The organism is Rhizobium sp. IBUN (assembly GCF_000510625.1).
GTDB classification, from domain to species: domain Bacteria; phylum Pseudomonadota; class Alphaproteobacteria; order Rhizobiales; family Rhizobiaceae; genus Rhizobium; species Rhizobium altiplani.
In genome coordinates, this window is sequence record NZ_AZNV01000004.1 from 71690 (window position 1) to 83841 (window position 12152).

The window sequence follows — 12152 nt, forward strand, 5'->3', positions numbered from 1 at the left end:
AATTTCCGATATCGTGTCCGAAGGATCACCGGGGCCGGCCGGATCGCAGGGCTTCTGCGATGCCCACGAAGTCGCGCGCCGCTTGCGGCAAACTCGAGCCCTTTCGCCAGACCATGCCGACCTGGACGACCGGAAGGGAGCCGGACACGTCACGGCTCTCGATTCGGTCGCCTTCCAGCGACCAGGGGCGATAGACCAGGTCGGGCAATAGCGCCACGCCGGCACCGGTCGCGACCAGACTGCGTACCGCTTCCACCGAGCGCGTGCGGAAGGCGACATGCGGCCGTGCGCCAAGCGCCGACAGCAGCTTGCCGGTGTTTTCCTCGATTTCGTCGACGGTCAGCATGATCAGCGGTTCGCGAGCGATGTCCGCCACGGAAATGATGTCGGCGGAAACGAGTGGATGGCCCATGGGCAACCACAACCGGTAAGGTGACGTCTCCAGGATCTCTGCCTGCAGGGCCATGCGGTCGCGCAGGTTGGAAATGACCATGACGGCCACATCCAGTTCGCCGCCGACCAGCAGGTGCTCGAGATAGCCGCCATTGTCTTCGATTGCGCTAACTTCGACGCCCGGGCAGGCGCGGCGATAGCGGGCCAGGAGGTCGGAGAGCACATAGCCGGCGACGAGCGAGGTGACGCCGATGTTGAGTTTGCCGGAGATCTCGTTCTGCTTGCCGGAAAAGCTGGTGCGCGCATCCGTCACGCTTGCCAGGATTTTCGTCGCATGGCGAAGGAACTGATGGCCATTGTGGGTGATCGTCAGGCCGCGTGGATGACGCTCGAAAAGCTCGACGCCGAGGTCGGTTTCAAGCTCCTTGAGGGCCTCCGTGACCGACGATTGCGAGATCGAAAGGTTCTGCGCGGCGCGCGTTACAGAGCCCTGCTCGGCGACGGCAACGAAGTACTGGATCTGGCGAAGCGTGAAGGCCATCAGCCGTTAGAGCATGGCCGCGAGGACATTGGCAAGCATAGGGAAAGCTTGGACCTTTTTTGGTCTTAATCCCATACTGATGCAAACTTAGAGCCCGCGTTTAAGCATTCGGAAACGTCATTTCTCTAGCGTCGAAACCACTCGTATTGCGTTGGAGCTTGTTAATGGCGGAGCAGTTGGCGTGAAGGCCCTACTGCGCATCTTCCGGCCTTCCCGGAAATTGGTGTTTATCATCGCTGGCGTCGCCCTTCTCGGGGGCGTCTCCGGCGGTGCCGCGCTTTTTATCGGCAAGGATAGGCTCCTTGGCCCTTCCGCAGAGACGATGAACGGCCTCTCCTGCACCGACGTCAATCTCGTCACCATCAAGAAGCAGAACCGCGTCTGGATGCGTAAATATATCAAGACCGAGCCGACCGATGGCATGACTCGCGTCAAGACCGCGCTTCGCGTCGCCAAGACGATCTACGATGCGCAGAAGCCCGATCTCGTGCAAGTCGTCGTTCTCGATACCAACGGACCGACGCTGCGCTCGGATATTCGCGGCAGGGCGATCGGCGCTGACGTCGTCTATATTCCGCATCCCGATCCCGTCCTCGAAAGCACGGAAGCCAAGACCTACACCGCCCGTTATTATGACGGGGAGGCGGCGGACAACGGGCTGTTCTTCGGCGAACGCGTCGATCTACCCGAGGACGAGATAACCGCGATGAACGCGTCCTTCACGGACTATTCGGACTGTATCGATCCCATCGCCGTTGCCGCTACCAAGGGCGGCGAAGGAGAGGGCAAGAAAACTGCGAAGACAGCAGAGGCAAAGGAAGTAAAGCCCGCGGAAGGCGGCGAACATGGCTCCGCACCTGCCAAAGAGCCTGCTGCGCCGGAAGCCGCGCCCGAAGCCGGCCACTAACCATTTCCAACAAAAAAGGCGGCGAGCCCAACGGGTCGCCGCCTTTTTCTATTCCAGGTAAGCCGGCTCAGTCGGCCTTGCTGCGTCGAGCCGGGAAGAGGATGACGTCGCGGATCGATGCGGCGTTGGTGAGCAGCATGATCAGGCGGTCGACGCCGATCCCGAGACCGCCGGCGGGCGGCATGCCCTGGTCGATCGCATCGAGGAATTCGTCGTCCAGCTGCTTTTCCTTTTCGCCGCGGGCGTGCGCCTGCTCCAGCTGCTCGACCATGCGGCGGCGCTGCTCTTCCGGATCGTTGAGTTCCGAGAAGGCGTTGCCGAGTTCCCAGGCGTTGCAGTAGGTCTCGAAGCGTTCGACAAGGCGCGGCTCGCCTGGCACTTCCTTGGCGAAGGGCGAGATGTCCTTCGGAAAGTGGGTGACGTGTGATGGCTGAATGAGCGTGGCCTCAACCTTTTCTTCGAAGATGAAGGCAAGGCATTCGCCCCAGGTCCAGTCCTTCTCGACTTCGAAGCCGGCGGCCTTGGCAGCCGCGCGGGCTTCCTCGTCGGTCTTCATGGCGAGGAAGTCGATACCGGTCACTTCCTTGACGGCGTCTGGCATCGGCACGCGCTTGAACGGCCCCTTGAAGGAGATCGTCTTGTCGCCGAAGGGGAATTCCGTCGTGCCGTGGATCGACAGTGCCAGGCTTTCGAACAGCCGCTCCACGAGGTCCATGATGTCCTCGTAGTCGGCATAGGCCCAGTAGCACTCCATCATCGTGAATTCAGGATTGTGCCGGGTCGAGACGCCTTCGTTGCGGAAGTTGCGGTTGATCTCGAATACCTTGTCGGTAAGGCCGGAGACCAACGTCCGCTTCAGGTACAGTTCCGGCGCGATGCGCAGGTACATGTCGAGCTTCAGCGTGTTGTGATGCGTCTTGAACGGCTCGGCGGTGGCGCCGCCATAGACCGAGTGCAGCATCGGCGTTTCGACTTCCATGAAGCCGTCGTTTTCCATGAAGCGGCGGATGCCGGACATGATCTTCGAACGCTGTTGGAAGCGGAGCTTCGATTCCTCGTTGGTCATGATGTCGAGGTGGCGCTTGCGATAGCGGATCTCGACGTCGGAAACGCCGTGCCACTTCTCCGGCATCGGGAGCAGCGACTTCGTCAGCATGGTGATTTCGCGAGCGTTGATCGACAGCTCGCCGCGCTTCGTGCGGCGCACCGTGCCGGTCACGCCGATGATATCGCCGATATCGATCATGCCAAGCATGTTGCGGGCTTCTTCCGGCGTCACGTCCTTGTGGCTGAAGATCTGGATCTTGCCCGAGGCGTCATGGATATCCATGAACATGCCGGAGTTGCGCGAGGAATAGACGCGACCGGCAACGGTCACGACATCCTGCGTCTCGACGTCGGATTCGAGGTCCTTGTACTTCTCCGCCAGTTCGGCATTGGTCATGGTCCGGTGGAAATGCGCCGGATAGACCTCGCCGATCTGTTCGCGCAGCAGCTTCAGCTTCTGGGCGCGGACCTCGGTCGCGTCGGAGGAAAGGGTCGCTGTTTCGGTCTTTTCAGTCATGATGCAAACGTCCGGTTCAGTTCTTCGGGCCGACGAGGGAGGCAACTGCCTGGGCGGCCAGTTTCAGCCGCTGACGCACGACGGAACGGCCGAGGATCGCCATCGAGTCGAAGAGCGGCAGCGAGCGCGACGAGCCTGATACTGCGACGAAGAGCGGGGCCACGACGACCTTCAGCTTCTTGCCCATGCGGTCGGCAATGGCGCGTAGCTCGGCTTCGATCGTCTCGACGTTCCATTCGAGGATCTTTTCGAGATCCGGCTGGACGGTGTTGAGGATCTCGAGGATCTCTTCCGGCGGTGACTTGATCTTGGCGAAGGCCGACGGGTCAACGCCGAGGTCGGACTTCAGCAGGAAGCCTGCGAGGTCAGGTAGTTCGCCGAGCTTGGAAATGCGCGACTGCGACAGGCGCAGGCCCGCCTTCAGGCGATCGTTCTCCATCGCCCAGTCGAGCACGCGCGCCTGGAACTCCTCTTCGGACAGCTTCTCACGAATCCAGCGGCCGTTCAGCCAGTCGAGCTTCTGGATGTCGAAGATGGCGCCGGCCTTCGAAAGGTTTTCGGGATCGAACTTCTCGGAAAGCTCGTCCATATCAAGCAACTCTTCGCCTTCGGCGATCTGCACGAAGAACAGGCCGAGGAAGTTCATCAGCGCTTCCGGGATATAGCCGAGAGCGGAGTAGTAGGAGATTGACGTCGGGTTCTTGCGCTTCGAGAGCTTCGATTTGTCGGCATTGCGCATCAGCGACAGATGCATGAACACCGGCTGCTCCCAACCGAAGTAGCGGTAAAGCAGGATGTGCTTCGGCACGGATGCCAGCCATTCTTCGCCTCGCGCGACATGGGTGATTCGCATCAGATGGTCGTCGATGACGTTTGCCATGTGATAGGTCGGCATGCCGTCGCCCTTGATCAGGACCTGCATGTCAACGGAATCCCACGGAATGCTGACATCGCCATAGACGCCGTCGGTGAAGTCGCAGGAGCCCTCGGTCGGGATCTTCATGCGGATCACGGAGCCTTCGCCGGCGGCCATCTTCGCGGAGACCTCTTCGGCCGAGTACTTCAGGCAGAGGCCGTCATACTTCGGCGCCTTGCCGGCGGCGCGCTGCTCTTCGCGCATCTTCTCCAGACGCTCAGGCGTGCAAAAACAGCGGAACGCATGCCCCTTGTCCAGCAGTTCCTGGCCGTATGGGGTGTAGATGTCCTTGCGGTCGGACTGACGGTACGGGCCGTAGGGGCCACCGATGTCAGGACCTTCTTTCCATTCGAGGCCGCACCATTTCAGCGCGTCCAACACCTTGGTCTCGAATTCCGGGGTCGAGCGCGTCGCATCGGTGTCTTCGATGCGCAGAATGAACTCGCCGCCGTTCTTCTTGGCGAAAAGGTAGTTGAAGAGAGCGATGTAAGCAGTGCCGACATGCGGCTCGCCGGTCGGCGAGGGAGCAATGCGGACGCGGACGCCGGAAGCTGTCATTTTATGTGCCCGTCAAATGAATGCCGGACGGCTTTCCTGAGAAAGCGACGTTCGGCCGGAAAGAATGCAGATAACTGGATCAGGAAACCGGCCGGAAAAGGGCACTGCCCCCGTTCATCCGCCGATTGCCCATTTGGCTGGCCTTAAGGCCATATTCGACCGCGCGCGTCAAGGAAAATGGGCGATTGCATCAATGGACAGGCCAGACGTAGAGCAGGACAGGTACGCTGACGAGGACGATGACGAATGACAGCGGCAGGCCGAGGCGGGGGTAATCGCTGAAACGATAGCCGCCGGGACCGAAGACCAGCGTGTTGCATTGGTGGCCGATCGGCGTCAGGAAATCGCAGCCAGCGCCGATGGCGACCCCCATCAGAAAGGCCTCCGGTCTATAGCCGAGCGTGTGGGCAAAGCTCGCCGCAATTGGTGCCATGACCAGAACCGTTGCCGCATTGTTGAGGAACGGCGTTACCGCCATGGCGGTGATGACGATCAGAGTCAGCGCGCCGAAGGGCGGCATCTGGGCGGCGAAGTGCCCCAGCCACCCGGCAATCAGATCGCTTCCGCCGGTCGTTCGCAATGTGTCGGAGACGGGGATCAGCGCGGCAAGCATGATGAGGATCGGGCCGTCCACCGCCTTGTAGACCTCGGCAAGGGGGATGGCCCGAAAAACGACCATCGCCAGCGCGGCGCAGAAGAAGGCGACCGAAACCGGAACCATTCCGGCCGCCGTCACCCCCATCGCTGTCGCAAGGATCAGCAGCGGTGCGTAAGCTCTGCGCGGCGTACCGAGCATGATTTCGCGCTGCGCCAATGGGAGACAGGAGAATTCCTGCAGGAAGGCCGGCAGGTTTCGACGGCTGCCTTGCAGTACAAGAACATCGCCGGCGCGCAGGGTGACTTCGCTCAACCGTTCGGTCAGCCTGTGCCCGTGCCGGCTGACCGCAAGCAGGTTGATGCGCCGGCGGTTCCAGAGCGAGAGCTGGCGCGCGGACCACCCGATCAGCATGGACTCGGAGGAGACCACTGCTTCGATCGAAGTCACGTCGCCCTCCGTCTTTGCTTCGGGGATCGGTTTGCCTGAAAGTTTGAGTTTGGCGTTGGAAACGACGCGATCCAGGGCTTCAGGACGCCCCTCCAGCAGAATCGTGTCGCCCGGCTTCAGGAGAACGTCGGGGAACGGCGCGAGGCGCGAATGCCCGCGAAGGATCGCGGTTGCGACCACTTCTCCATCTCCGAGCTGCAGGAGCTCGTTGAGCTTTTTGCCTTCGAAGCCGGAGCCTTCGACGAGCGTTGCTTCGGAGAAATAGTTCTTCAAATCCAACGCTTCCTCAAGCGATGGGTTCTCGTTTTGCCGTTCGGGAACGAGCCAGTGGAAAAGGATCAAGAAGACGATGCCAACCAGAGCAAGCGTCGCGCCGGCGGGTGTGAAGTCGAACATCGTGAAAGGCGTCCCGGTGATTTCGCCGCGAAGCCGCGAGACCACGATGTTCGGTGAGGTGCCGATCTGCGTCATCAACCCGCCGAGTAGCGCGGCAAAGCTCATCGGCATCAGGTAAAGCGACGGAGACCTCCCGCTTTTTCGGGCAAATTGGAAGGCGACTGGAATCATGATCGCAAGCGCGCCGATGTTCTTGATGAAGGCCGACAGAAGCGCGACGACAATGAGCAGCAGCGCGAGCTGCGCATGCAGCTTGGTCAGGTTCGGAAAGAAGCGCTTGATCGTTGTATCGACGATCCCCGAGCGCGCCACGCCGGCGCTGACGATGAGGGCGCTGCCGACGATGATCACGATGTCGTCACTGAAGCCCGAAAATGCCCGGTTGAAAGGCACGATACCGACGCAGATGGCCAGCACGAGAGCGCAACAGGCAACCAGGTCATAGCGAAACCGATCCCAGATGAAGACTGCCATCATCAGGCCGATGAGCCCGAAGGCGAGGATCTGCTGCGTTGTCATGCGATTCCAGCAACTTGAGGTCGGCACCGGCGAGTGCCCCGCCGTACCGATAACTGTAAGCTCCGCTGGACTAATCAATGCCGCGCCGGCGCAAAGTTCCTAACGCCGCCCGTCAAGGACACGGATCGTTTCAGTGAGGATTTCGTCCGAGAGGGCAGGGTCATCGACGGCGCGCGCCATGACGAGGGCTCCGACGAGGCTTGAGAGATCTGCTATGGCCCTGCCGCGATCGACCGTTTCCCCCTGCTGCGCCTGGATCTGTTCGACCTGCTCGATGCGTGCGCGAACGTAGTCGGTGATCCCGCCGCGCTGCCCCTTGGGGAGGCGGGCGATTTCCGGGCCAAGAGCCGCAACCATGCAGCCGCTGTCCGCCGCATCTCGATGAGCCCTCGATAAATAATTCTTCGCCAACGCACCGAGCGTGGCGTAGGCGGGTTCGGAACGTAGGCTTTCCAAAAGGGCGTGGCTGACGGCTTCCGCGGCAAGGTCGCCCTTCGATTTGAAGTGGCCGTAGAAACCACCATGCGTCAATCCGGCGCCTTTCATTACTTCGTCGACGCCGACAGCATGAATTCCTTTCTCTCGAAAGAGCCGACCGGCCGTGTCGATGATCCGTTGGCGGTTCTGGTTCGCCTGTTCCTTTGTTGGGCGCATTTGAGGCTCTCATCATTTGTTCTTGACAAATCATATGACGTCCGTCATTTAAATGCAAATGAATGACGATCGTCATTTAAAATTGACCAAGGAAGCAAGGAAGGCAAGGACAATGCGCTATAGGATTTTCGGCCGAACCGGACTTCGTGTCTCCAGCCTGGCACTTGGCACAGGCAATTTCGGGACAGGCTGGGGTTACGGTTCCAGTCGCGAGGAGGCCAAGGTGGTCTTCGATGGCTACCGCAACGCCGGCGGCAACTTCATCGACACGGCCGACCAGTATCAATTCGGCCAGTCGGAAACGATGGTCGGCGAGTTCATCGCGAGCGACCGCGATGAGATGGTCGTCGCGACGAAGTTCTCGCTCGGTGATCGTCACGCGGCCGGCCTCCAGCGTACCGGCAACAGCCGCAAGGCCATGGTTCAGTCGGTCGAGGCAAGCCTGAAGCGGCTCGGCACCGATCGGATCGATCTTCTTTGGGCGCACATGCCGGATGCCGTAACGCCGATCGACGAGATCATGCGCGGTTTCGATGATCTCGTCCGGTCGGGCAAGATCCTCTATGCCGGACTTTCCGACTTCCCGGCTTGGCGCGTGGCGACTGGTGCCACGCTTGCCGAGCTTCGTGGCTTTGCGCCGCTGTCGGCTCTGCAGCTGGAGTACAGCCTCGTCGAGCGTACGTCCGAGCGCGAGCTGCTGCCGATGGCGGCGGCCTTTGGCCTTGGTACTGTCGGCTGGTCGCCGCTCGGCGGCGGGCTCCTGACCGGTAAGTACCGCAAGGGCGAAACTGGCCGCCAGCAGGGGCTTGGCGTCGTCATTCACTCCGAAAGCGATGCGCGCAAGACGGCAACGGTCGATACAGTTCTGGCAATCGCCGAGGAAACCGGCGTGCCGGCCGGCCAGATCGCCATCGCCTGGGTGCTGCACAAGGGCACGCTGCCGATCATCGGGCCGCGAACGGCTGAGCAGCTTGCCGACAACCTTGCCGCGCTGGACGTGAAGCTTAGTGAGGAGCAGGTTCGGCGCCTCGATGACGCGAGCGCGATATCGCTCGGCTTTCCCCACGATGTGGTCTCCCAGAGCCGCAACACGCTGGCCGGTGCAAAGGCCGACCTCATCGACTGGCCGACGATTGCGGTTCGCTAACTGTGATGCCGTGGCCACACCGCGTCGCTCCTTCCAGGCCGACGCGGTGCTTCGCAGTTGCTATTGTTGAAGCTCGGCAAGCGCCCTGCGAAGAGGTGTGTCGGAGATCTGGATCCAGCCCGAGAATGGAATATCCATATCCAGCACGATGAAGATCGATAGCGATATCAGGAGCGCGGAGATGGTGAACATCAGCACGACAATGATGTTTCTTGGCGCGCGATAGCCGAAGCTCGCAAAGATTAACGTCAGCCACGCCGTCAGCATGCTTATGAGCGGCCTTGGGATGACGCCTTCCGACTGTTCCACGATGACCCAACGCTGCTCGACGATCCGTTGATATTGCTGGCGAGCGTCGTTCCACAACACCACATGGCCCGGGTCGGAAGGCACGATCAGTGCCAGACTGTCTCCGACGGCGTTGAGGGCAATCTCGCTTGTGCGGTCGCTTTTGACCAGCGGATCCGGCGCGGCGCGTGCCGGATTGGTGAGAGCCTTTTCGACGTAGTTCTCCAGACGCTTGCGAGTTTCCGTGGCCTCGAGGCCATAGGTCCGCAAGGTCCGGTCGAGAAGGATGATCTGGGTTGCGAACGCGTGAACGTTCTTGTCGATCTCGCCGAAAGTGTTCTTCGAGGAATTGATCATCAGGCCGAAGACCAGCGATGTCATGACGACAAAGTGTTGGCGACGAGCCGAACGACGGTGTTGGTCTCGTCCTGCCGGTGATGCACAGGCAGCTTTGAATAGGTCAGCATCGTTCCGATCGAGGCTGTCATGAGCAAAGCAAAGACAACGGCCGCCACCAGCGATTCCAGTGCCATCTTCTCGTCGCGCCCTCCCGTGCTCTCGACGGCAAACTAGCTGTTTTAATTGATTTTGTCAGTGGACCGGATCTGCCCGCTGGACAAACGCTCCGTTGGGTATAGCTTCCGCGGCGGAATTCATGGTGGAGATAGCGATGACGGATCTTTTGAATATACCGGTGAAGCTGGCCGATGGTCGCGAGACAACGCTGAACGATCACCGCGGCCAGGTGATTTTGGTCGTCAATGTCGCCTCCAAATGCGGCCTCACCGTTCAATATGAAGGGCTTGAGAAGCTCTATGAGGACAAGCGAGAGCGCGGCTTCGTGATTGCCGCCTTTCCGGCAAACAATTTCAAGGGGCAGGAGCCGGGTACGGATGCCGAGATCGTCGAGTTCTGCACGCTGACCTATGACGTGAAGTTTCCGATCTTCTCGAAGATCTCCGTCAAGGGCGGGGACAAGCATCCGCTCTACCAGAACCTGACGGCGGCTGCCGGGACTGCCGTCGGCGAAGGTCCGATGCGGGAGCGGCTGCGCAGCAATGGCCTGGCGACCGACGATAAGAGTGAAATTCTCTGGAACTTCGAAAAGTTCCTGATCGGTCGCGATGGCAAGATCGTGGCGCGGTTTGCGCCTGACGTGACGGCAGATGACCAGCGACTGGTTTCGGCCATCGACAAGGAACTTTCAAAGACCGAATAAGACCGGGTATTAAGCCGGAGCGACTGCTGCGCCGTTCAGAAACAGGTCGGCGCACATTTTCGCCCGGGCCGCGATCTCCTCAATCCCCGGCGCCGGCTGCTGGCGCAGCATGGCGGCGCGCTGGGGCTCCATGGCCATCATGCCGCGCAGCATGCCGCAGGCCGCATGCGGGTCTTCGAGAGCGATGACGCCGCGATCAACCTGCTTGCGCAGCCACCCCTCCATCAGCGCATTCGTTCGGACGATGGCTTTTTCGTAGAAGGAAGCGGAGATCTCGGGGAAGCGGTCGGACTCGCCGATCACAAGCCGCATCATCGTGATTGTGTCGTCCGAAAGCGTCAGCATGCCGTAAGCCATCAGCATCCGCTCCAGTCCCTGGCGAAGATCGGCCGCGGCAAGCGTAGTCGGGTCGAGAGCCAGCAAAAAGCGTCCAATGCGATCGGTGATCAGGTCCGAAAAGAGGTCGGCTTTCGTCGGAAACAGCCTGTAGAGCGTCTTCGTCGAGACGCCCGCTTCCTGCGCAATATCCGCGATGCACGCCGTTGCATATCCGTTCGCGTGAAACTGCTTGTTGGCAGCCTCGATGATGACGCTCCTGGTGTCCTCGTCGCACCGCGCCTGCGGTCTGCCGCGCGGCCTTCTCTCGATCTTGTGATTTTGGACCATCGGTATTTTCCAAATTCAAGTTGACATCCATTTTATAGAGCATATTTTGGAAAACGTCAATTTTCCATTTTGTGCATCAGAGGCTGCATCGCTTGCGACGGCGGCCATGATCCGGAGAAAACAATGACCGCCCAGAAGCTGCATGCTCTGAACAACAACGCCGATCCAACCGCCGCAGCGGTCGCAGAGGTGACCCCGGAAACGCTTGAAGCGAGCAAGCCGCCGCACGCGGAGGCGCAACGCGCTGCCGCTGACGTGCCGCAAGCCCGCAAGCGACCCGGCCGGTCGCTCCTGCTTGGCGCAGCCGCCCTCGCGATCGTGGCCGCGGGTGCCCACTACGGACACGATTACTGGACGGTCGGTCGCTTCCACGTGTCGACCGACGACGCCTATGTGAAGGCGGACAACAGTGCGATCGCGCCGAAGGTTTCCGGCTACATCGCCCGGGTACTCGTCAACGACAACGAGACCGTCAAGGCGGGTCAGGCGCTTGCGCGTATCGATGATCGCGACTTCCGAGCCGCGCTCGACCAGGCGAAGGCCGACGTTGCCGCCGCGGCGGCGACGCTGAATGCGAAGGAGGCGGCCCTCCAGATCCAGCAATCGACAATCGCCGCCGCCCGCGCCACGGTCGAGGTCGACAAGGCCAACGAGACGTTCGCCGAGCAGAACAACAAGCGCTATTCGAGCCTGGCCACCAACGGTTACGCCCCGGTCCAGACCGCGCAGCAGGCCGCCTCGCAGATCGCGGCAGCACAGGCGACCATCGTGCGCGACAGCGCCGCCCTCGATGCAGCCGTAAAGCAGGTCGATCTTCTGAATGCCGAGCTTGCCCAGGCAAAGGCTGCGCTCACCCGCAGCCAGGCGCTTGAGCGCCAGGCCGAACTCAATCTCTCCTATGCCACGATTGTGGCGCCGGTCGATGGCTCCGTTGGCAACCGTACACTGCGCGTTGGCCAGTACGTCCAGGCAGGCACGCAGCTGATGTCGGTCGTTCCCACCAGCGCGGCTTATATCGTTGCGAACTACAAGGAAACGCAGCTGACCGACGTGCATGCCGGCCAGCCTGTCGAGATCGAAGTCGATACGTTCCCGGGCCGCACTTATCACGGTCACGTCGACAGCATCGCACCGGCCAGCGGCCAGGAATTCGCGCTGCTGCCGCCGGACAACGCCACCGGCAACTTCACGAAGGTCGTCCAGCGTATCCCGGTCAAGATCGTGCTCGACGGCAATGGAGCGGCAGCCGGCGATCTTCGCCCCGGCATGTCGGTGCAGCCAAGCATCAACACCAAGGCCGCCGATGCGGCCGATGGGGCCTGACCGGAGAGGATGAGGG

At 61.0% G+C, this 12152-nt stretch carries 10 protein-coding genes and 1 pseudogene; 4 read left to right on the top strand and 7 right to left on the bottom strand.

Annotated elements, in window-relative coordinates; translation table 11 throughout:
- Positions 1 to 25: 25 nt before the first annotated feature.
- The gene (locus tag RHIBUN_RS0106035; protein ID WP_018856505.1) at positions 26 to 934 is read right to left on the bottom strand and encodes a LysR family transcriptional regulator; all 909 of its coding nucleotides are present in this window, start codon (positions 932 to 934) and stop codon (positions 26 to 28) included.
- A 181-nt stretch (positions 935 to 1115) separates the two neighbouring features.
- Between RHIBUN_RS0106035 and RHIBUN_RS0106040 the strand changes: the two genes are divergently transcribed.
- A complete protein-coding gene (locus RHIBUN_RS0106040) occupies positions 1116 to 1841 on the top strand; it encodes a hypothetical protein (protein ID WP_025658864.1) in 726 nt (241 codons plus the stop codon).
- 67 nt (positions 1842 to 1908) lie between these two features.
- Here RHIBUN_RS0106040 and lysS read toward each other — a convergent pair whose 3' ends face one another.
- From lysS to RHIBUN_RS0106060, 4 genes are all read right to left on the bottom strand, one after another.
- Positions 1909 to 3405, bottom strand: a complete 1497-nt coding sequence (lysS, locus tag RHIBUN_RS0106045) for a lysine--tRNA ligase (RefSeq protein ID WP_025658865.1) — start codon at positions 3403 to 3405, stop codon at positions 1909 to 1911.
- A gap of 16 nt (positions 3406 to 3421) precedes the next feature.
- Positions 3422 to 4879 (bottom strand): glutamate--tRNA ligase, encoded by a 1458-nt coding sequence (gene gltX, locus RHIBUN_RS0106050; RefSeq protein WP_025658866.1) that lies wholly within the window; start codon positions 4877 to 4879, stop codon positions 3422 to 3424.
- Positions 4880 to 5069: 190 nt separating this feature from the next.
- Positions 5070 to 6839 carry an SLC13 family permease gene (locus RHIBUN_RS0106055; protein ID WP_025658867.1) on the bottom strand — a complete coding sequence of 590 codons (1770 nt, stop codon included), beginning with the start codon at positions 6837 to 6839 and terminating at the stop codon, positions 5070 to 5072.
- A gap of 99 nt (positions 6840 to 6938) precedes the next feature.
- Positions 6939 to 7493: a TetR family transcriptional regulator gene (locus tag RHIBUN_RS0106060; protein WP_025658868.1), complete on the bottom strand. Its 555-nt coding sequence runs from the start codon at positions 7491 to 7493 to the stop codon at positions 6939 to 6941.
- Between the two features lie 112 nt (positions 7494 to 7605).
- Here RHIBUN_RS0106060 and RHIBUN_RS0106065 point away from each other — a divergent pair, with 112 nt between their 5' ends.
- Entirely contained in the window at positions 7606 to 8640 is a 1035-nt protein-coding gene (locus tag RHIBUN_RS0106065) for an aldo/keto reductase (protein ID WP_025658869.1), read from the top strand.
- A 60-nt stretch (positions 8641 to 8700) separates the two neighbouring features.
- Here RHIBUN_RS0106065 and RHIBUN_RS33125 read toward each other — a convergent pair.
- Positions 8701 to 9461: pseudogene (locus tag RHIBUN_RS33125) on the bottom strand (hypothetical protein).
- A 137-nt stretch (positions 9462 to 9598) separates the two neighbouring features.
- Here RHIBUN_RS33125 and RHIBUN_RS0106075 point away from each other — a divergent pair.
- A complete protein-coding gene (locus tag RHIBUN_RS0106075; RefSeq protein ID WP_025658870.1) occupies positions 9599 to 10147 on the top strand; it encodes a glutathione peroxidase in 549 nt (182 codons plus the stop codon).
- 9 nt (positions 10148 to 10156) lie between these two features.
- Here RHIBUN_RS0106075 and RHIBUN_RS0106080 read toward each other — a convergent pair whose 3' ends face one another.
- Positions 10157 to 10813, bottom strand: a complete 657-nt coding sequence (locus RHIBUN_RS0106080) for a TetR/AcrR family transcriptional regulator C-terminal domain-containing protein (RefSeq protein ID WP_018856514.1) — start codon at positions 10811 to 10813, stop codon at positions 10157 to 10159.
- Positions 10814 to 10936: 123 nt separating this feature from the next.
- Here RHIBUN_RS0106080 and RHIBUN_RS0106085 point away from each other — a divergent pair, with 123 nt between their 5' ends.
- On the top strand, positions 10937 to 12136 hold the full coding sequence (locus RHIBUN_RS0106085; RefSeq protein ID WP_025658871.1) for an HlyD family secretion protein: 1200 nt from the start codon (positions 10937 to 10939) through the stop codon (positions 12134 to 12136).
- Positions 12137 to 12152 lie beyond the last annotated feature (16 nt).